The sequence below is a fragment of the Bordetella muralis genome (assembly GCF_965139205.1).
GTDB classification, from domain to species: Bacteria; Pseudomonadota; Gammaproteobacteria; order Burkholderiales; family Burkholderiaceae_B; genus Bordetella_A; species Bordetella_A muralis.
Map to the genome: position 1 here is coordinate 134,094 of NZ_CBCSIU010000013.1, position 19,002 is coordinate 153,095.

Sequence of the window (19,002 nt, forward strand, 5' to 3'; positions counted from 1 at the left end):
ATGCTTAATTGGGAAGACGACAACCTCGCAACGCAACCGGCTCAAGCCCCCGCTCCCGCGGCGGGCGGGCAGCCGGCGCGCGCATCGACGGGCGCATTCGCCGATGCAGCGCTGCCTCCTGCAACCCCGCAATCCGATTCGACACCGGCAAGCGCCGGTGCCGCCGCGCGGCGCGTTCAGGCCGCGGACAAACGCGTCATCAACGGCGAGACCGACGTCAATCAGTTGGTGCCGTTCAAATACAAATGGGCCTGGGAAAAATACCTGGCCACTTGCGCCAACCATTGGATGCCGCAAGAAATCAACATGTCGCGCGACATCGCGCTTTGGAAAAACCCGAACGGGCTGACCGAAGACGAGCGCCGCATCGTCAAGCGCAACCTGGGTTTCTTCGTCACGGCCGACTCGCTGGCCGCGAACAATATCGTGCTGGGCACCTATCGCCACATCACGGCGCCTGAGTGCCGCCAGTTCCTGCTGCGCCAGGCATTCGAAGAAGCCATTCACACGCATGCGTATCAATACATCGTCGAAAGCCTGGGTCTGGACGAAGCCGAGATCTTCAATGCCTACAACGAAGTGCCGTCCATTCGTGCCAAAGACGAGTTCCTGATCCCGTTCATCGACGCGATCGCCGATCCCAACTTCAAAACCGGCACGCCCGAAGCCGACCAGACGTTGTTGAAATCGCTGATCGTGTTTGCGTGCCTCATGGAAGGCCTGTTCTTCTATGTTGGGTTCACGCAGATTCTGGCACTGGGTCGCCAGAACAAAATGACCGGCGCTGCCGAGCAGTACATGTACATCCTGCGCGATGAATCCATGCACTGCAACTTCGGCATTGACCTGATCAACACCGTCAAACTCGAAAATCCTCACTTGTGGACGCCGGAATTTCGCGAAGAAATCCGCGCACTATTCCAAAAGGCAGTAGAACTCGAGTACGCTTACGCCGAAGACACGATGCCGCGTGGTGTATTGGGATTGAACGCTCCTATGTTTAAATCCTACCTGCGCTTCATCGCTAACCGTCGCTGCCAACAGATTGGTCTTGAACCGTTGTACCCTCAGGAAGAAAATCCCTTCCCGTGGATGGCAGAAATGATCGACCTCAAAAAGGAACGAAACTTTTTCGAAACACGCGTGATCGAATACCAGACTGGCGGTACGCTCAGCTGGGAATGACGACCTTCAGGCGAGCCGCGCGCAATGTGATTTGCGCAGCGCCCTGATAACAGCTCCGTCGGCCAGGTATTCGAATACGCAGTACCAAGCAGTAGGCAACCTAGATGGTTGCCTACTGGCGCCATTTGAGATGGCTCGCGCGAATCGCGGGGGCCATATCAAATGGCTGTGCCGAATTCATTAGCGCAAACCGTAGTAGCTGTCGCCAGAATGGGACAGCGGCATGCGCCGATGAATAGCCCGGGCATCGTCCGTTAACCGACGGGAGGTGGCACGGGTTTACGTTCTGGGACCCCTGAACCTAAGGAGCATGACCATGGCAACAGCCAAAAAGGCCGCAAAGAAAGCGGTAAAGAAAGTTGCAGCCAAGAAGGCCGCAGCTAAGAAAGCCCCGGCCAAAAAGGCCGTGAAGAAAGTCGCCGTGAAGAAAGTCGCGGCTAAAAAAGCAGTAAAGAAAGTCGCAGCCAAGAAACCGGCCGTGAAGAAAACGGCCGCCAAAAAGGCTGTGAAGAAAACTGTCGCTAAAAAAGCTGTCAAAAAGGCCGTCGCTAAAAAGGCAGTCAAGAAAGCTGTCGCCAAAAAAGCGGTCGCCAAGAAAGCAGTTGCTAAAAAAGCAGTAGCGAAAAAGGCCGTTAAAAAGGCCGTCGCTAAAAAGGCAGTCAAAAAAGCCGTCGCCAAGAAAGCCGTTGCTAAAAAGGCCGTAGCCAAGAAGGCTGTTGCCAAGAAAGCAGCGAAAAAGGCGCCTGCTAAAAAAGCTGCCAAAGCACCGGCGAAAAAAGCTGCGGCCAAAAAGCCTGCCGCTAAAAAAGCCGCTGCCAAAAAGCCTGCTGCGCAACCGACCGCAGCTGCTGCGCAAGGCGCAAAAACCACGGTAAACCCTGCCGCGTCGTGGCCCTTCCCGACGGGCGGCCGTCCGTAATACGGGCGGAGCCGTTTACTGCGGTACCCTCAAAGCCGCCTGGCTCACGCCAGGNGGCTTTTTGCTTGATGAGGTGCATTCAGCCTCACGACACTGCCATATGGCCATGCGACAATTAAAACTATTCTTTTTGGCAGACTGTTCTCATGCTCGGCGATACGCTCCGTTTCTTGCTTGAAATCACCTTTATGCTGTTTGGCGCAGCCTTGATCGGACGCGCCTGGATCCATGCGGTGCGACTGCACCCATTCAATCCGTTGTCTCGCGCTGTCTATCAGGTCACCAACTGGCTGGTGCTGCCCATCCGCAAACTCATCCCTGCCGGCAATACCCTGGATTGGTCGAGCCTGGTTGCGGCATGGTTGACCGCGCTGCTCTATCTGATTTTGATGTGGCTGATCGCTGCGCACACGCTGATTCCCGCCGCCTTATGGCCCGCCGCGCTGGGCGCATCGGTATTGCTGGTGGCAAAGTGGACGCTGAACGTCATTGTCTGGCTGACGTTTCTACAGGCGGTGCTATCGTGGGTGCATCCCTTGTCGCCGCTGATGCCCTTACTGCAAACGCTGACTGCACCGATGCTCGAGCCCATACGCCGTATTCTGCCCGGCAGCACCAGCATCGACTTTTCGCCGCTGGTGCTGTTCATCCTGGCGCAGATCGTATTGATGATGTTGTCTCGCCTGACCTTCAGCTTGATCGGTGTCTGACGCTGGACTCAGATCCGTCCGTAAATGAACAACGCCCACCAAAGGTGGGCGTTGTTTTTTGGGCTTGTTAAATCAATACGGGGCGACGCGCGTCGGACCTGCGCCGCTGATCACCTGTACACGCTGCCCGACGCTGAACGGCGTATCGGCTTCTTGGGCAACGACACGGGTTTCGCCGTTATCCAGACGGACGGTGATTTCCAAGCCTGAAGCGCGGCTCGCGCGGTTTTCTACGGCATTACCCGCGAGTGCGCCCAAGATCGCGCCGCCCACGGTGGCTATGGCACGCCCCGTGCCACCGCCGATCGCATTACCAGCGACACCGCCCAGTGCTCCGCCGGCAATCATGCCGACACCGCTGGATTTGTCTTCTTCGATGGTGATCGGGCGCACGCTCGTCACCGTGCCATTGCGCACGATTTGCTCTCGCTGTGCCTGATCGTAGCTATAGACGGAACTGGAGGCGCTGCGATTCGCGCAGCCACCCAGCACGGCCATCGACGTCACGACGGCAGCCACGGCCAGCCAGCGGCCCGTACGGGGCGCGATGACAGAAGTAGAAAGGGTTTGGCTCATGTGGACTCCTTGGTCGGTAACCACGAATTATTTTACGGATGATACCCCGGCATTGGCCGGAAACAACGGGTGCGAAACAGCGTGCAACTTTTGAATGACCCTCAGTCGAACTCTGTAACGCTTAAGCAGGGCGGCAAGGCCGTATCGAGCAGTGCTGCACCGCAAACAATCTCAAGCTCCCCTTCCTACCCGCCAGACGATCTGCAGTTTGACTGGCTTCGGAACACCAAAGTTCCTAGGCAGGCAGGCTGATCCCATAGGCCGCGCGCAATTGCGCATCGATCTCGGCCCGGCTGGGCGCATGGTTCTGGGGGCCGCGTGAGGCGATTTTTATCGATCCCATCACATTCGCCAAACGGCAGCTGTCCAGCCAGCTCCAACCACTGGTCAGCCCATATAGTAAGCCCGCACGGTGCGAATCGCCGCAGCCAGTCGGATCGACGACAGCAGCAGCCTGCACCGGCGGCACCTGTACGGCAGTGCCTTCTGTCAACAAGGTCGCCCCTTGCGCGCCACGTGTCACGACGACAGCCTGCATCTGGGCCGCGATCTGTTCCATGCTGCGACCCGTACGCTGCTCGATAACGCCGGCTTCGTAATCATTGACCGTCAACACCTGGGCCAGGCCCAGCATACGCTCGAGATCGGCGCCGTCAAACAGCGGCATGGCCTGACCCAAATCAAAGATGAACGGGATTCCCGCTGCGTGCAGGCGCTCGGCGTGTGCAAACATGCCTGCTTTGGCATCAGGTGCGACGATCGCCCAAGCCGCCTTGGCGCCGGTGAGGTCGTTCTGGGCAGAGAGCTCCATCGCACCGGGGTGAAAAGCGGCGATCTGGCTGTCATCCAGATCTGTCGTAATAAAGCACTGGGCCGTGAACGTGCCTGGCATGACGCGCAACCGCGAGGTATCAATCTGCAGTTTATTGAAGCGCTCGATATAGTCTGCAGCGTCGTCGCCGACCGTGGCCACCGGCACGGGTTGCCCACCGAGCAGCTTCAGGTTGTAGGCGATATTGCCTGCGCAGCCGCCAAACTCCTTGCGCATCGTGGGCACGAGAAACGATACGCTGAGCGACTGGATGCGATCGGCCAGGATATGCTCTTTAAAGCGTCCTTCGAATACCGCGATGGTATCGAATGCCATCGACCCGCAAACCAGAACAGAAGCCGTCATGCTGATTATCCTTCAGGGAAAAAACTTATGGAGCTGAAAACCGTTGACGTGCGGGCCGTTCACCTGGATGGGGACAGCGATGTTGAGTTCCGCGCCAGCCTCAAACGGACGCTGCGTCTGCCCCTCAGGGAGGTAATCCTCGGGCAGCAAGACTTTGCGTATCACCACGGTATCGGAAAGGTCGCTCAGATCCAGACGCAAGGCCGGCCAAGGCTGCGGCTGATCGTAGCGGTTGCGCAGCGACGCGCGCAGCACCAGCTTTGTCACAGCATCTTGTTGCGGCGCACCGGCGTGGCCGGCGGGCGGCTGCAGCGATGATGAGGTAATGGCAATACGGTCGATATGCCGCGCGTAGCCCACCTCGCACCCTAGCGGCTCGCACAGGCGCACAAGCAGCGGACGCAATTGGGGCGCCATGTCCGCAATGCTCGAACGGTAGGCAAAAATCAATTGCACCGCCAACAGCAACAGGCCCAGAACGCAGGCATAGCCCCAGAGGCTGCGCAAAAACGACCGGCGTGCCTGATGATCCGAATCCAAGAATTCGGGCGGTGTCCGACCCACATCCGTTGTGCCGTGATAACGCGTACGTGACTCTCCCCGAACAGCGGGCGTTCTGTGGTCGTCCTGCTCGTCCCGCGGATCGACGTCATCATGCGCATCCGGGTCAGCGGATCGCTCGCCTATTCTGAAGACCACGTCGTCTTGGTCTACACGACTATTCGCCGCATGATGTTCGACAGGCTCTATGGAGGCCTGCAACGCTCTCTCGCTATCCTCGTCGTCATCCTCTTCGAGGACACCTTCGTTCACATAGGGATCCTGCCTTGCGATGGCCGAACGGCCTCGCAGCACAGCTGGCGGCTCAGGCTCTGGCAGCGATGACGTGATTGGCGTCTCGCCGGGCGCAGCTACGTTGGTTGTCGCTACCGTCGGCTGTGACCCTGCGACGGGCGCCTTCCCGTTTGCAAGGACTGCGCCCGTCGCGGCAATGACGGGTTCAGCGCGCGTCACGGGTGCGGCGGCTGCGGTGGACGGCACAGACGTCGTGGATGAGATTTCAAACCCGCCAGGAATCTGGGCTACCAGACACGCGCGGCCATCGAATACGGTCGCACATTCTCCGCACCGCACCAAGCCATTGCGTACCCGCAACTGATCCGGCACTACCTTGAAGGTAGTGCCGCATTGGGGGCAACGGGTCGTCATGGCCATAGCGATGTCCCTGCTCGTCACGACTCAGCTTTTGTGCCCATGCAGGCAAACCCAACCGTCCCGGGATTGCCAAACAGACATCGCCAACCACGGCGCATATGCAGCGGCGACTTCTTCAGCTTGACGTTCGAGCACGCCGGACAGTACCAATTTGCCGCCGGGCGCCACGCGCCCCGCCAACATCGGCGCCAGCACCTTCAGCGGGTTGGACAGAATATTGGCGACAACGACCTGATACGTGCCGTCGGTCAGGCCATCTGGCAACAGCGCCTGCAATTGCACCTGGTTCACGCGTGCATTGTCGGCCGTCGCTTGCACTGCCTGAGGGTCGATATCCACCGCATCGGTCGGCCCGGCGCCCAATTTACGGGCGGCGATCGCCAAAATCCCGGACCCACATCCGTAGTCGAGGACGGTTGCGCCTGCCGGTAATTCGGCCTCCAGCCACGCCAGACACAGGTGTGTGGTGGGGTGACTGCCCGTGCCGAATGCCAAGCCAGGGTCCAATTCAATATGAATCGCATCGTCGGCCTGCGTCCCCGCCGCCGACACAGCATGATCATCGCGATGCCAACTGGGCACGATCCAGATGCGTTCGCCGATGTGAATCGGGCCAAACTGGGATTGCGTCAGCCGCACCCAATCGGCATCAGGGACGTCGCGCAGCGACCAGCCACCGAGTTCGATAGGATCCAGCCCGGCCTCGGCCGTGGCTTGCTCGTAGATCTGTGCCGGGTCGGCCCCATCAGGCAACAACGCGACAACACGGTTGCGATCCCAGGCCTGGACATCGGGCTCTGTGCCCGGCTCGCCAAACAAGGGGCGTTCGGCCTCGGTGCCCAGATCGGCGTCTTCGACAGATACCGACAGGACGCCGGCTTCGAGCAGAGCGTCAGATAGTGCCTCGGCCTGCGCCTCGAGACAATGGAGGACGAGTTCACGCATGACGATGTATTCCAGAAAAAGTCTGCCGGTTTGCAGCCAAAGAGGGAGCATTTTCGCCTAAAGAGCCGGCGGCGGCAAAAAGGCCCCCACGCCACGCCTTCGGCTTGCTGCCCCCAAAGGGGGCGTTTTTGCCTTGGGACGGCCCGGCGGCAAAAAGGCCCCCACGCCACGCCTTCGGCTTGCTGCCCCCCAAGGGGGCGTTTTTGCCTTGGGACGGCCCGGCGGCAAAAAAACGGGCCACGAGGGCCCGCCTGGCATCAAGGGCGCTGGGCCAGCTTGTGCTCAAGATAATGAATGCTGGTGCCGCCTTCGACGAAGCGGGCGTCTTGCAGCAACTCGCGATGCAACGGAATATTGGTGGAAATGCCTTCTACCACCATTTCGGACAGCGCAATGCGCATGCGAGCCAATGCCTGCTCACGCGTATCGCCATACGTGATGACCTTGGCGATCATCGAATCGTAGTTGGGCGGTACGAAATAACCGTTGAAGGCGTGCGAATCGATACGGACACCAGGACCGCCCGGCGTGTGCCAGTTGGTGATACGGCCCGGGCTGGGTACGAAACGGAACGGGTCTTCGGCGTTGATACGGCATTCAATGGCATGGCCCTTGAACTGGATATCGCGCTGACGCAACAGGAACTTTTCGCCCGAGGCGATGAGAATCTGCTGTTGTACGAGATCAATGCCCGTGATCAGTTCCGTGACCGGATGCTCGACCTGAATACGGGTGTTCATTTCGATGAAATAGAACTCGCCGTTTTCGTAGAGAAACTCGAACGTACCCGCGCCACGGTAGCCCATCTTGCGGCAAGCATCGGCGCAACGATCGCCGATGCGCTCGATCAGGCGGCGTGCAATGCCGGGAGCCGGAGCTTCTTCGATGACTTTCTGGTGGCGGCGCTGCATGGAGCAGTCGCGCTCGCCCAGCCAGACAGCATTACGCCCGCCGTCAGCCAAGACCTGGATTTCCACATGGCGAGGATTCTCGAGGAATTTCTCCATGTAGACTTCGGGATTGTTGAAGGCCGCACCCGCCTCGGAGCGCGTCATCGTGACGGCATTCAACAATGCCGCCTCGGTGTAGACCACACGCATGCCGCGTCCACCGCCGCCGCCCGCCGCCTTGATGATGACGGGATAGCCGACCTCGCGGGCCGAACGCAGGATTTCTTGGGGATCGTCAGGCAAGGCGCCCTCGGAGCCCGGCACCACCGGCACGCCAGCCTCGATCATGGCCCGCTTGGCGCTGACCTTGTCACCCATCAGGCGAATGGTCTCGGGGCGCGGCCCGATGAAGACGAAACCGCTTTTCTCAACGCGGTCGGCGAAATCGGCGTTCTCAGACAGAAAGCCGTAACCCGGGTGAATAGCCTCGGAGTCGGTGACCTCAGCGGCCGAAATGATGGCCGGCATGCTCAGGTAGCTTTCACGCGACGGCGCCGGCCCGATACACACCGACTCATCGGCCAAGCGTACGTATTTGGCGTCGCGGTCGGCCTCGGAGTGCACGACCACCGTCTTGATGCCGAGTTCGCGGCAAGCGCGTTGAATGCGCAGCGCGATCTCGCCGCGGTTGGCGATCAGGATTTTTTCAAACATAGGAGCAATCAGCCAATAACGAACAGCGGTTGACCGTATTCGACGGGCTCGCCATTTTCGACGAGGATCTCTTTGATGACGCCGGACTTGTCGGCTTCGATTTCATTGAGGAGCTTCATGGCTTCGATGATGCACAGGGGATCGCCTTCTTTGACGGTCTGACCGACATCGACAAAGGGGGCGGCGCCCGGATTCGGTGCACGATAGAAAGTACCGACCATCGGTGCTTTGACCACATGGCCTTGCAGGACCGGAGCAGCCTCGGCAGCCGGTGCGGCAGTGCCCGCGGGCGCTGCCGCGACAGGAGCGGGTGCGACGGCTGCTTCGGGGGCATGGTAAGCCACCGGTTGCAGGGTCTGCGAGAACTTGACGATACGAACCTTGCCTTCGCCTTCTGTGATTTCAAGCTCGGCAATGCCCGATTCAGCCACCAAGTCGATCAAGGTCTTGAGTTTTCGGAGATCCATAGAAGCTGCTTCCCGATAATGTTGACAACGCGCCTTCAACAGGACCGCGCTGCATCGTATGTGTATATAAAGTTAGGAAAATACTGAGACCGCCACGTCGCACACGACATGCGGCATTGACTAATGCCGCACCGCATAGCGCACTGCTGCCTCATAGCCGTCTGCGCCCAGGCCGCTGATCAGGCCCACGGCCAAGTCAGACAGATAGGAATGCTGCCGGAATGGCTCGCGTTTATACAGGTTCGACAAATGTACTTCAATAAAAGGAATTGCGACCGCCGCCAACGCATCTCGCAACGCTACACTGGTATGGGTGTATGCCGCCGCGTTGATGACGATAAAGTCGGTCCCATCCTGGCGAGCAGCCTGGATGCGATCCACCAATGCGCCTTCGTGATTACTTTGCCATGCGGTAAGCCCTACGCCCAACTCCCCGGCCAAGGATTCCAATCCCTGATTGATTTGCGCCAGCGTCAAGCTGCCGTAAATATGGGGTTCGCGTGAACCTAGCAGGTTCAAGTTGGGGCCATGCAATACCAGGATGTGTTGCGCCATGAGCGTCGCGCCAGAAAACCTGCCGCAAAGTGTCGGCAAAACAGTCGATAAACCGCCTTTTTACGCCTATTCACACCATTTGTCCAACAGATGTCGCAAAGTAACGTTATACGGCGTCTTGTGGTAAGTACGAAATCAAACGGCCAGACTGCCCAGCGTGCGGTCGAGATCGTCAAATTGGATTTGGCCCAGTATTTTACGGTTAATGCTGCCATCTGCATTGAAAACCATGGTAAACGGCAAACCGCCTGCGGGATTACCAAGCGTTCGCAGGGTATCAATAGCCCCTGCCTCCATCACCAACAGAGGATACGAAACCGGCACTTTTTGCAGAAATTGCCGCATGTTCGCAACTTTATCGACACCGATCCCGACGAATTGAATTTTGGGGTATTTTTCTTGCAAAGATTGCAATTCAGGCATTTCTTTGACACATGGTGCACACCAGGTGGCCCAGAAATTCACCACCACCGGACGCCCTTGCCACTGGTCGATGCGATGCGGCTTGCCATCCAGATCAGGCAAGGACAGGGTGCGCAACGCGGCAACCGGGTCAGCAGTCGACGCCCCCGAGGCGGCGGACGGTGCGGAAGACGCGGTGGAAGATTGACGCGCGCGATAGGCATAGCCCCCCGCCGCGGCAGCCGCTACCGCGGCTCCAGCATAAAGAAAGAGACGACGATTCATGGCCTGATCATAACCTCAGGTGACGCCATCCGGCAGCCACCCTCTACAATGCGCCCGAGGAGATGATCTATGCACCTGCACATTCTTGGTATTTGCGGCACTTTCATGGGTGGCCTGGCGCTCATCGCACGAGCCGCCGGACATCGCGTCACGGGCTGCGATACCGCTGTTTATCCACCGATGAGCACTCAGTTGGCCGAGCAAGGCATCGAGCTGATAGAGGGATATGGCGCAGACCAGATGTCACTGTCGCCTGACTTATATGTCATCGGCAATGTCGTCACGCGCGGCAATCCGCTCATGGAAGCCATTCTGGATGCCGGTGCACGCTACGTGTCGGGGCCGCAATGGCTGGGGGACAACATTCTGCCTGGCGCCCATGTACTGGCAGTCGCCGGCACGCACGGCAAAACCACCACCAGCTCCATGTTGGCCTGGATACTCGAGGCGACAGAGCGGCATCCCAATTTCCTGATTGGCGGCGTCGCCAATGATCTGAAGGTCTCGGCTCGCTACGATCCGGCCGTACGGCCGTTTGTCATTGAAGCGGACGAATACGATACGGCGTTTTTCGACAAACGCTCGAAATTCGTGCACTACCGTCCCCGCACAGCCATCCTGAACAATCTGGAATACGATCACGCTGACATTTTTCCCGATCTGGCGGCAATCGAAACCCAATTTCATCATTTGGTTCGCACCATCCCGGGCTCGGGCCGTATTGTGCTGCCTACGAAATCCGAAGCCCTGGACCGTGTGATTGCTCGCGGCTGCTGGTCAGAAACGGTGAGCTTTGGCGCCGATGGCGCTTGGCAAGCCGGCCCGGCCGATGCGGATGGCGCCTTTGAGGTGCTGCGCGATGGACAGTCTTTGGGCACCGTGCGCTGGACATTGGGCGGAGAACACAATCGGATGAATGCTTTGGCGGCGCTGGCAGCTGCCGAACATGCCGGCGTGGATCCGGCCGACGGCATTGACGCGCTCAGCCGATTCGGCGGCGTCAAACGCCGTATGGAACTGCGCGGGACCGTCAATGGCGTCAAAGTCTATGACGACTTCGCGCATCACCCTACAGCCATTGAGACGACCCTGGAAGGCCTGCGCCGCCAGGTCGGAGACGCGCGCATTCTGGCGGTGCTGGAGCCTCGCTCGAACACGATGAAACTCGGCGCCATGGCGGCGCGCTTACCCGAATCGCTGCAATTGGCCGATCAAGTATTCTGCTTTGGCGCGCGCAGCGGCAAGCACGCGCTGGGCTGGAATCCCGACGAGGTCCTGGCCCCGCTGGGCGCGCGCGCCAGCAGCTATGATGATCTGGACTCCCTGGTGGCCGCAGTCACCCAGGCAGCACGCCCCGGCGACCACGTCCTCGTCATGAGCAATGGCGGTTTCGGAGGCGTACACGGCAAACTGCTCGATGCGCTGGCGCAACGCGCCGGCACCACGCACTGACGCGCGGCCAGGACTCATCATGATTCTGTATCTGCACGGTTTTCGTTCCTCGCCGGATTCGTTCAAGGCCCGATTGATGGCGCAAACGCTGACCGATCGCGGCCGGGCGGGCGAACGCGACTGGCAATGCCCCCAATTGCCCGCCGGCCCCAAGGCCGCCTTGGATCTGGCGATGGCCCTGGCTCAGCGCCAATTGGCCACGGCAGCCTCCCCGCGCGACCTGACGATCATTGGTTCGTCGCTGGGCGGTTACTATGCCACCTGGCTCGCCGAACAACTGAACTGCAAAGCCGTGCTGCTCAATCCCGCGGTCGAGGCGCCGCGCGATTTGGCCACACAGGTCGGCCACCACCGCCTGTATCATTCCGACGCCCCATTCGAGTTTCGGGCCGAATATGTGGACGAATTATCCGCCGCGTACGTGCCCGCCATCACCAAACCGGAGCGCTATTTTCTGATAGCAGCCACGGGGGACGAGGTGCTCGATTGGCGCGAAATGCGTGATCGCTATGCGGGTTGCCGCCAACGCATCGTCCCAGGCAGCGATCACGGGCTGTCGGATTTTGCACAGTGGCTACCCGAGGTGCTGGAGTTCGCTGGACTGGACTCAAATTAGACAACCAAGCGCCTGCGCTCAAGGAACGTCGAGCTGATTCAAGTTCCTTATTCGCAGGGTCGGACTGTGCGACGCCCGGTCCGGGATGTGCTTTCAAGATAGGTCTGCGCGGATGACGCCGCGCGCTCGATGGACGAATTATGTACGTGTTTTACGAAGAAGACGGCGGCTTCAAGGCTGGCAATATCATGTCGGAGACCGACGCCAGCCTGCAGGTGGAGTCAGAGTCGGGCAAGCGAAGCAAGATCAAACGCGCCAATGTCCTGTTCACGTTTGCCGAACCGGCGCCGGGCGCGCTGATGGCGCAAGCCGCGCAGGATGCTGAAGCGCTGGATCTGCAGTTCCTGTGGGAATGTGCTCCGCAAGAAGAATTCGACTCATCAACACTGGCTGCCGACTATTTCGGTCACACACCCACCGCTGTGGAGCGCGCCGCGTTGCTGATGCGCTTGCATAGCGCGCCCGCCTATTTTCATCGCCGTGGCAAAGGCACCTACCGCCCCGCCCCGCCGGATATCCTGGCAGCAGCGCTGGCTGCCTTGGAAAAGAAGCAGAAACAGGCTGAACAGCAGCAGCAATGGGTCGATGACATGGCCGCGGGCCGCCTGCCCGAAGAGATCGCCCAAGTCGCGGAAACGCTGCTGATTCGCCCCGACAAGAACAGCATGCCATGGAAAGCGTTGGACGCGGCGTGCGCAAGGCTGCAGAAAAGCCCGGACCGCCTGTTGCTCGAATTGGGTGCATGGCCGCATGCGTTGGCCCTGCACAAGCGCCGTTTTCTGGCCACCCATTTCCCGCGCGGTACGGGCTTTCCGGACACGCCCATTCCCGCGCTTACGCGCGACCTGCCGCTGGCGGATGCGGAAATTTATTCCGTGGACGACATCACCACCACAGAGATCGATGACGCGCTATCGGTGACGTCGCTGCCCGATGGGAAAATCCGCGTGGGCATTCACGTCGCAGCCCCCGGCCTGTCGGTCACGCGTGATAGCGACCTGGACAAGCTGGCGCGGGCGCGCCTGTCCACGGTTTACATGCCGGGCGAGAAAATCCCCATGCAGCCGGACAATGTGATCCAGGCATTTTCGCTGGACGCGGGACGCGAAGTCCCCGCCCTGTCTCTCTATGTGACGGCAGACCCGGCAACTGGCGAAATCGCAGAAACCGAAACACGGATAGAACGCGTCGTGTTGCGCGCCAACCTGCGCCACAACGAGTTGGACGGTCAGATCACCGAGGCCGCGTTGAATGATCCCGACGCGCCGCTGCCCTATGGCCACTGGATGCGCCCGCTCTGGCAATTGGCCATGGCGCTGTCGGCGCAGCGCGATACGGTCCGTGGCAAGCCTGAAAACAACTCGCGGGTCGAGTACAGCTTTTACCTGGACGGGGATCCCGACGATCCCGACACGCCGGTACGGCTGGTGCCTCGTCAACGCAACGCGCCGCTGGATCGCCTGGTCGCCGAATACATGATCCTCGCCAACAACGTGTGGGGCGGCATGTTGAACCAACACGGCGTTCCCGGTATCTACCGGTCGCAACAAGCTGGCCGGGTGCGCATGAGCACCCAGGCCTTGCCGCACGAGGCAATCGGGGTACCGCAGTATGCCTGGAGCACGTCGCCGTTGCGCCGCTATGTCGACCTGGTCAACCAATGGCAGCTGATTGCCGCCGTGGAACACGGCGTATCGGCGCGTCTGGTGGCGCCTTTCAAGCCGCGCGATGCCGACCTGTTTGCCATCATCGGCGCCTTTGACGCGCAATATGCTGCCTGGAACGATTTCCAGAACAGCATGGAACGCTATTGGTGCCTGCGCTGGCTGCAACAACAAGGCATCACCCGCGTCGTCGCGAATGTATTGCGGGACGATCTGGTTCGCCTCAGTAATGCGCCGTTGGTCACGCGAGTCGGGGGGCTGCCCGAGCTCGAACGCGGTGCAGCGGTGGAGCTCGACATTCTCGGTTTCGACGAGTTGGGATTAGAGCTGGATTGCCGATATGTGGGTCCGGCAAACCCTGCCTGATTTAAAATGCCCCCGTGCGACGTTCTGTTGATTTGTATTCGACGCGAGGCGGTTTATTGCGCTGGTTTGGCGCGCCCGCCCAGCACTATCTGCGGATCGGCCTGGCGATCTCGCTCTTGCTGCACGCCGGCGCGCTGGCGTGGCGTCTGAGCACGCCCCCTGCCAGCCGCCCCAAGCAGGCGCCGCTGGAGATCACGCTGGTCAATGCCCGCACCGAGCTGGCCCCGGCGCAGGCTCAGGTCATTGCGCAGAATCACGTCGACGGCGGCGGCAACGCCGACCGTGGGGTGGCTGCCACGCCGTTGCCTCGCACCGGTGATTCGGCCGAGACTATCGTGCTGCAGGCCATGCGCAAGCGCCAGACCCAACTCGAGGCCGAACAAATGCGGCTGCTGACCCAATTGCAGTCCCAGGTCACGGTCGGCACCGAGCGCCAATCTGTGTACCCCTGGCCTGACGCCACGGTAGATGGCGAAGACGTGCATGAGCAGCCAGGAATCGTGCAGAATGCCCAGATCGCCACACTGGCCTCACGCATCCAGTCCTATAACGCCCAACCGCGCAAAACCTTCGTCGCGCCGTCGGCACAGGCCTCACACTATGCCGCGTATCTGGACAGTTGGCGTTCGCGCGTCGAGGCCATCGGCACTCGCCATTACCCGGAACAGGCACGCGGCCGGCTATATGGGTCGCTGCAAATCACCGTTTCCATCCGCGCCGACGGCAGCGTCGCGTCGGTCGACATCGACCGGCCGTCGCAACATGCCGTGCTGAATCAGGCGGCGCGACGTATCGTGCAGTTGGCGTCGCCCTTCCCTCCGTTACCGGCCGACATCGCCAGCGAGACGGATATCCTGGTCATTACGCGGACCTGGCATTTCGTCAACGACACGTTGCAAACCCGGGCCCCATGATTTTTGCGTAAGCTACCCTCTTGAACTACATATCTATATAAGCCGACGCAGCATCCGGCCCGACGAACCAGCCAAGCCCACGACGCAGATAACGCAGATGACCCCGTCCAGCTCACTACCTCGCTACGCCGTCATCGGCAACCCCGTGGCGCATAGCAAATCGCCCCATATTCACGCGCTGTTTTCGGCACAGACGGGCAAACCGCTGCAATACGAACCTCTGTTGGCGCCGGTGGATGGATTCGCAGCGACCGTGCAAGCCTTTCGGGAACAAGGCGGCTTGGGGCTGAACGTCACCGTACCGTTCAAAGCAGAAGCCTTTGAATTGGCCCGTGCCCATTTGAGTGAACGCGCTCGCCTGGCAGGTGCGGTCAACACCCTATGGCTGCAGGATAACGCCTGGCAGGGCTGCAACACCGATGGCGTCGGGCTGGTGGGCGACCTTCTGCGGCTCGGGGTAACCCTGGCCGGAGCACGCGTCTTGCTGGTTGGCGCCGGGGGCGCTGCGCGGGGCGTGCTGCAACCCTTGGCCGATCAGGGGTGTGCCCAACTGCATATCGTCAACCGCACCGCTGCGCGTGCTCACGAGTTGGTCGCGTCCTGGCCTGCCGGCGCAACGCCTCACACCCGCGTCACCGCGGGCGCCCTGGACCAGGCCGGCACTACTGGCGGCTGGGACGTCGTGATCAATGCCACGGCCAGCAGCCTGCAAGGTGCGGCGCCGGATCTGCCACGAGGTCTCTATGCCCCCAATGCGCTGGCCTACGACATGATGTACGCCGCCATGCCCACCGCGTTCATGCAACAGGCGACGGCCGATGGCGCCGCGCGCACCGCCGATGGCTTGGGCATGCTGGTCGGCCAGGCCGCGGAGAGCTTTTTGATCTGGCATGGGGTGCGCCCCGACCCTGCACCGGTGCTCGCCACGTTGCGCGCTGCACTGTTGGCCAAGGGCTGACCCCGGATGGCGACGCGCAACTCGACTGTTCGCCGAATTCGTTGGGGCCGGGTGATCGGAGCCGGCCTGATGGCCCTGTTGTGCCTGCTGATCATTTATCAGTTGTGGATGTTCTGCCTGGTGGTCTGGTATGCCTACCGGGACCCCGGCAGCAGCGCGGTCATGCGTCAGGAACTATCGCGGCTGCGCGACACCAATCCTCATGCCGAGCTGCAATATCAGTGGGTTCCCTATGACAAGATCAGCACGTCGTTAAAGCGCGCAGTCATCGCCTCAGAGGATGCCAACTTTACAGAACATGATGGTGTCGAGTGGGATGCGATCCGCAAAGCATGGGAATACAACCAACGCCAGGCGGAAAAGGGCGGCGGCAAAATGCGCGGCGGCTCGACCATTACGCAGCAACTGGCCAAGAATCTGTTTCTGTCCAGCTCGCGCAGCTATGTGCGCAAGGGAGAGGAACTGGTGCTGACCTATATGATCGAGCACGTCATGTCCAAACAGCGTATTCTGGAGCTGTATCTGAATGTAGCCGAGTGGGGTGAAGGCGTCTTTGGGGCCGAGGCTGCTGCACGCCACTATTACAAGACAAGTGCAGGCGGCCTCGGTGCCTCGCAGTCCGCCCGTCTGGCAGCCATGCTGCCCAATCCGCGTTACTACGACAAGCACCGCAACACCAGTTACCTCAATTCACGTACGGCTACATTGACGCGCCGCATGCGAATGGTTGACATTCCTTAACACCAGGGAAACCTCCTATCTCGTTCCGTCGACGCAAAACATCCCCGGCAGACTGAGCGATTTTGGTAAGCTTTCACGTTTACGCGTATCCCCACGCTCGACTTATATTTCATGCGTACCGCCCGTCGTTATTTGGCCCGCGAAATTTTTCGCTCTTGTGCAGTAGTGCTGTTGGCTCTGCTGGGGCTCTTCACGTTCTTCGCGTTGGTCGACGACCTGGACAACGTCGGTGACAAATTCAGCATGCTGGCCTTGTTGTACATGCAGGCGCTCGCCTTGCCCACACGACTCTATGACCTGCTGCCCATCGGCTTGCTGATCGGTGCCATTCTGGCGTTGGCGGGCCTCGCTCAGCGTAACGAACTGGTCATCCTGCGCGTATCGGGAGTCAGCGGCATGCGGTTGCTGGGCATGCTGTGGATCATCACGCTGCCCCTGGTCATCGGCGCCACCCTGCTTTCCGAATTTGTCACCCCGGCCGCGGAAATCAAAAGCGGCGAAGCCAGCCTGATGTTCCGCGGCAAGGCCAGTGGCGCCCGCATGGACAGCGGATATTGGTTCAAGGAACCGACGCGCGATGGCGGCACCCGGATCATCAACATTGCCACGCTGCTGGCCAACGGCGATGTCGAGGGGGTGACGCTATATGAATTCAAACCTGGCCAGGAATTGACAACGCTGTCCAAGGCCACGACAGGCTCCTTTACCAACGACAAGCTGGTGCTGCACGACGTAGTCGAAACGCATCTGGATGACGCGGCGGCCGAAGCCTTGGCCAATGCCAAGCAGCCGACGACGATGCCGGCTCAAGTCACCAAGGTTGCGCAACGCGAACTGGACACGACGCTCAGTCCTGATCGCCTGTTGGCTCGTGTCTTGACGCCCGAGCGCATGTCATTGAACACCCTGCTGGACTACATCGACTATCTGAACCAGAACCAGCTCGATGCCAGCCGCCAGATCGTCGCGCTCTGGCGCAAGGTTGCCTATCCCTTCACGCTGTTTGTCATGATCACGATTGCGGCGCCGATCGGCTTTATGCAGACGCGCCGAGGCGGCGTGGGCGCCAAGGTGTTCGTGGGGATTCTATTGGGCGTAGGCTTTTTCATGCTGAATCAGCTGGCGCTGAACGTCGGCATGCTGAGCCGCTGGCCGCCCTGGTTGACCGCCTTGGGTCCCAATGTAGGGGCCGTGCTCGTGGCGCTGGGCGCACTCAGCTTGATGGAATATCGGCACGCGACGACACGTCTTATACAAACGCGTTGGCCCTGGAGAAAAAATCCCGTATGACAGGCGGCAGCATTTGGATGATTGGCGACGTACAGGGTTGCTGCGCGCCGCTTGAGCAGTTGCTATCCCATCCGGATATCAGTAGTGAGCCGGATGCGCATTTTTGGTTCGCAGGTGACTTGATCAATCGTGGACCGCAGTCGCTCGCCAGCCTGCGGCGCATCATCGCGATGGGTGATCGCGCGATATCCGTGCTGGGTAATCATGATCTGCATTTGCTGGCGGCGGCAGCAGGGGTTCGCAAACCCTCCAAATCAGACACTATCGATGAGATTCTGGATGCGCCGGATGCAGAGGAACTGATCGACTGGCTGCGGTTTCGTCCGCTGGCGCACTTTGAGCATGACCATTTGCTGGTGCATGCCGGTGTTTTGGCGAAATGGGATGTGGCCAAGACATTGGCGCTCGCCGGCGAAGTGGAAACCATGCTGCGCGGGCCGAATTGGCGAAAGGCGCTACAGAAGATGTACGGCAACGAGCCTACGCACTGGAAGGATGGCCATACAGGGGGGAAACGCCTGCGGGTCATCATCAATGCATTGACGCGCATGAGGCTGTGCACGCCGCGTGGGCATATGGAGTTCAATACCAAAGTGGCGCCGGGGGCCTGGCCCGCGGGCTTGGTGCCCTGGTTTGACGTCAAGGGACGGCAGACCCGGGATGTAACGATCGTATTCGGGCATTGGTCCACGCTGGGGTTGCTGGTGAGGCCGGATGTGATTTGCCTGGATACGGGGTGCGTCTGGGGCGGGGAACTGACGGCAATGCGGCTGCAGGATCGGAAGCTCGTGCAGATCAAGTGTTCGCAGTTTCGGGATCCGTTGGTGGAGAAATAGCCCGGCGGCGACTGCATTCGCACGTGTACCCAGGCGTCCGCTCCCCGCTGGAGGGAGGATGAGTTCTTCTGGCGTCGAACAGGGGCAATCACGGTGTGGGGGCTTCGCGTGGTCGGTCGGCCGCC

Annotated in this window: 19 protein-coding genes; 11 read left to right on the forward strand and 8 right to left on the reverse strand. The window is 60.3% G+C overall.

Annotated features, from left to right (window positions below):
* From ACNA0I_RS18350 to ACNA0I_RS18360, 3 genes are all read left to right on the forward strand, one after another.
* A complete protein-coding gene (locus ACNA0I_RS18350; protein ID WP_415807447.1) occupies nt 1-1,185 on the forward strand; it encodes a ribonucleotide-diphosphate reductase subunit beta in 1,185 nt (394 codons plus the stop codon).
* A 316-nt stretch (nt 1,186-1,501) separates the two neighbouring features.
* Complete coding sequence (locus ACNA0I_RS18355; protein WP_415807448.1) at nt 1,502-2,104, forward strand: histone H1-like DNA-binding protein; 603 nt, start codon at nt 1,502-1,504, stop codon at nt 2,102-2,104.
* Nucleotides 2,105-2,250: 146 nt separating this feature from the next.
* Entirely contained in the window at nt 2,251-2,814 is a 564-nt protein-coding gene (locus ACNA0I_RS18360) for a YggT family protein (RefSeq protein WP_415807449.1), read from the forward strand.
* 72 nt (nt 2,815-2,886) lie between these two features.
* Here ACNA0I_RS18360 and ACNA0I_RS18365 read toward each other — a convergent pair whose 3' ends face one another.
* The 8 genes from ACNA0I_RS18365 to ACNA0I_RS18400 all read right to left on the reverse strand — a co-directional run bounded on the left by ACNA0I_RS18365 (nt 2,887) and on the right by ACNA0I_RS18400 (nt 10,040).
* Nucleotides 2,887-3,390 (reverse strand): outer membrane lipoprotein, encoded by a 504-nt coding sequence (locus ACNA0I_RS18365; RefSeq protein ID WP_415807450.1) that lies wholly within the window; start codon nt 3,388-3,390, stop codon nt 2,887-2,889.
* A gap of 235 nt (nt 3,391-3,625) precedes the next feature.
* Entirely contained in the window at nt 3,626-4,567 is a 942-nt protein-coding gene (locus tag ACNA0I_RS18370; protein ID WP_415807451.1) for a carbohydrate kinase family protein, read from the reverse strand.
* 12 nt (nt 4,568-4,579) lie between these two features.
* Complete coding sequence (locus tag ACNA0I_RS18375; protein ID WP_460478300.1) at nt 4,580-5,782, reverse strand: DUF3426 domain-containing protein; 1,203 nt, start codon at nt 5,780-5,782, stop codon at nt 4,580-4,582.
* 24 nt (nt 5,783-5,806) lie between these two features.
* Nucleotides 5,807-6,727, reverse strand: coding sequence for a 50S ribosomal protein L11 methyltransferase (gene prmA, locus ACNA0I_RS18380; protein WP_415807454.1), 921 nt, complete (start codon nt 6,725-6,727; stop codon nt 5,807-5,809).
* A gap of 257 nt (nt 6,728-6,984) precedes the next feature.
* The gene (gene accC / locus ACNA0I_RS18385) at nt 6,985-8,331 is read right to left on the reverse strand and encodes an acetyl-CoA carboxylase biotin carboxylase subunit (protein WP_415807455.1); all 1,347 of its coding nucleotides are present in this window, start codon (nt 8,329-8,331) and stop codon (nt 6,985-6,987) included.
* 8 nt (nt 8,332-8,339) lie between these two features.
* Nucleotides 8,340-8,798: an acetyl-CoA carboxylase biotin carboxyl carrier protein gene (gene accB / locus ACNA0I_RS18390; protein ID WP_415807456.1), complete on the reverse strand. Its 459-nt coding sequence runs from the start codon at nt 8,796-8,798 to the stop codon at nt 8,340-8,342.
* A gap of 120 nt (nt 8,799-8,918) precedes the next feature.
* Nucleotides 8,919-9,353 (reverse strand): type II 3-dehydroquinate dehydratase, encoded by a 435-nt coding sequence (gene aroQ / locus ACNA0I_RS18395; protein WP_415807457.1) that lies wholly within the window; start codon nt 9,351-9,353, stop codon nt 8,919-8,921.
* A 135-nt stretch (nt 9,354-9,488) separates the two neighbouring features.
* The gene (locus ACNA0I_RS18400; RefSeq protein WP_415807458.1) at nt 9,489-10,040 is read right to left on the reverse strand and encodes a TlpA family protein disulfide reductase; all 552 of its coding nucleotides are present in this window, start codon (nt 10,038-10,040) and stop codon (nt 9,489-9,491) included.
* 69 nt (nt 10,041-10,109) lie between these two features.
* On the opposite strand from ACNA0I_RS18400, the gene mpl reads away from it, so the two are divergent.
* From mpl to ACNA0I_RS18440, 8 genes are all read left to right on the forward strand, one after another.
* On the forward strand, nt 10,110-11,492 hold the full coding sequence (gene mpl, locus ACNA0I_RS18405; RefSeq protein ID WP_415807459.1) for a UDP-N-acetylmuramate:L-alanyl-gamma-D-glutamyl-meso-diaminopimelate ligase: 1,383 nt from the start codon (nt 10,110-10,112) through the stop codon (nt 11,490-11,492).
* 16 nt (nt 11,493-11,508) lie between these two features.
* Nucleotides 11,509-12,108: a YqiA/YcfP family alpha/beta fold hydrolase gene (locus ACNA0I_RS18410; RefSeq protein ID WP_415807480.1), complete on the forward strand. Its 600-nt coding sequence runs from the start codon at nt 11,509-11,511 to the stop codon at nt 12,106-12,108.
* A 140-nt stretch (nt 12,109-12,248) separates the two neighbouring features.
* Nucleotides 12,249-14,138 (forward strand): ribonuclease catalytic domain-containing protein, encoded by a 1,890-nt coding sequence (locus ACNA0I_RS18415; RefSeq protein WP_415807460.1) that lies wholly within the window; start codon nt 12,249-12,251, stop codon nt 14,136-14,138.
* A gap of 14 nt (nt 14,139-14,152) precedes the next feature.
* Nucleotides 14,153-15,052 carry an energy transducer TonB gene (locus ACNA0I_RS18420; RefSeq protein WP_415807461.1) on the forward strand — a complete coding sequence of 300 codons (900 nt, stop codon included), beginning with the start codon at nt 14,153-14,155 and terminating at the stop codon, nt 15,050-15,052.
* A 97-nt stretch (nt 15,053-15,149) separates the two neighbouring features.
* Complete coding sequence (gene aroE / locus ACNA0I_RS18425; protein ID WP_415807463.1) at nt 15,150-16,010, forward strand: shikimate dehydrogenase; 861 nt, start codon at nt 15,150-15,152, stop codon at nt 16,008-16,010.
* 6 nt (nt 16,011-16,016) lie between these two features.
* Nucleotides 16,017-16,751, forward strand: a complete 735-nt coding sequence (gene mtgA, locus ACNA0I_RS18430) for a monofunctional biosynthetic peptidoglycan transglycosylase (protein ID WP_415807464.1) — start codon at nt 16,017-16,019, stop codon at nt 16,749-16,751.
* A gap of 111 nt (nt 16,752-16,862) precedes the next feature.
* Nucleotides 16,863-18,041 (forward strand): LPS export ABC transporter permease LptG, encoded by a 1,179-nt coding sequence (gene lptG / locus ACNA0I_RS18435; RefSeq protein ID WP_415807465.1) that lies wholly within the window; start codon nt 16,863-16,865, stop codon nt 18,039-18,041.
* The gene (locus ACNA0I_RS18440) at nt 18,038-18,877 is read left to right on the forward strand and encodes a symmetrical bis(5'-nucleosyl)-tetraphosphatase (RefSeq protein ID WP_415807466.1); all 840 of its coding nucleotides are present in this window, start codon (nt 18,038-18,040) and stop codon (nt 18,875-18,877) included. Before lptG ends, ACNA0I_RS18440 begins: the two co-directional genes overlap by 4 nt.
* The last annotated feature ends 125 nt before the right edge of the window (nt 18,878-19,002 follow it).

What these genes read in the sequence shown, in the direction of transcription:
- ACNA0I_RS18350 (WP_415807447.1), top strand. Translation starts at nt 1, where the DNA reads ATGCTTAATTGGGAAGACGACAACCTCGCAACGCAACCGGCTCAAGCC.
- ACNA0I_RS18355 (WP_415807448.1), top strand. Translation starts at nt 1,502, where the DNA reads ATGGCAACAGCCAAAAAGGCCGCAAAGAAAGCGGTAAAGAAAGTTGCA.
- ACNA0I_RS18360 (WP_415807449.1), top strand. Translation starts at nt 2,251, where the DNA reads ATGCTCGGCGATACGCTCCGTTTCTTGCTTGAAATCACCTTTATGCTG.
- ACNA0I_RS18365 (WP_415807450.1), bottom strand. Translation starts at nt 3,390, where the DNA reads ATGAGCCAAACCCTTTCTACTTCTGTCATCGCGCCCCGTACGGGCCGC.
- ACNA0I_RS18370 (WP_415807451.1), bottom strand. Translation starts at nt 4,567, where the DNA reads ATGACGGCTTCTGTTCTGGTTTGCGGGTCGATGGCATTCGATACCATC.
- ACNA0I_RS18375 (WP_460478300.1), bottom strand. Translation starts at nt 5,782, where the DNA reads ATGGCCATGACGACCCGTTGCCCCCAATGCGGCACTACCTTCAAGGTA.
- prmA (WP_415807454.1), bottom strand. Translation starts at nt 6,727, where the DNA reads ATGCGTGAACTCGTCCTCCATTGTCTCGAGGCGCAGGCCGAGGCACTA.
- accC (WP_415807455.1), bottom strand. Translation starts at nt 8,331, where the DNA reads ATGTTTGAAAAAATCCTGATCGCCAACCGCGGCGAGATCGCGCTGCGC.
- accB (WP_415807456.1), bottom strand. Translation starts at nt 8,798, where the DNA reads ATGGATCTCCGAAAACTCAAGACCTTGATCGACTTGGTGGCTGAATCG.
- aroQ (WP_415807457.1), bottom strand. Translation starts at nt 9,353, where the DNA reads ATGGCGCAACACATCCTGGTATTGCATGGCCCCAACTTGAACCTGCTA.
- ACNA0I_RS18400 (WP_415807458.1), bottom strand. Translation starts at nt 10,040, where the DNA reads ATGAATCGTCGTCTCTTTCTTTATGCTGGAGCCGCGGTAGCGGCTGCC.
- mpl (WP_415807459.1), top strand. Translation starts at nt 10,110, where the DNA reads ATGCACCTGCACATTCTTGGTATTTGCGGCACTTTCATGGGTGGCCTG.
- ACNA0I_RS18415 (WP_415807460.1), top strand. Translation starts at nt 12,249, where the DNA reads ATGTACGTGTTTTACGAAGAAGACGGCGGCTTCAAGGCTGGCAATATC.
- aroE (WP_415807463.1), top strand. Translation starts at nt 15,150, where the DNA reads ATGACCCCGTCCAGCTCACTACCTCGCTACGCCGTCATCGGCAACCCC.
- mtgA (WP_415807464.1), top strand. Translation starts at nt 16,017, where the DNA reads ATGGCGACGCGCAACTCGACTGTTCGCCGAATTCGTTGGGGCCGGGTG.
- lptG (WP_415807465.1), top strand. Translation starts at nt 16,863, where the DNA reads ATGCGTACCGCCCGTCGTTATTTGGCCCGCGAAATTTTTCGCTCTTGT.
- ACNA0I_RS18440 (WP_415807466.1), top strand. Translation starts at nt 18,038, where the DNA reads ATGACAGGCGGCAGCATTTGGATGATTGGCGACGTACAGGGTTGCTGC.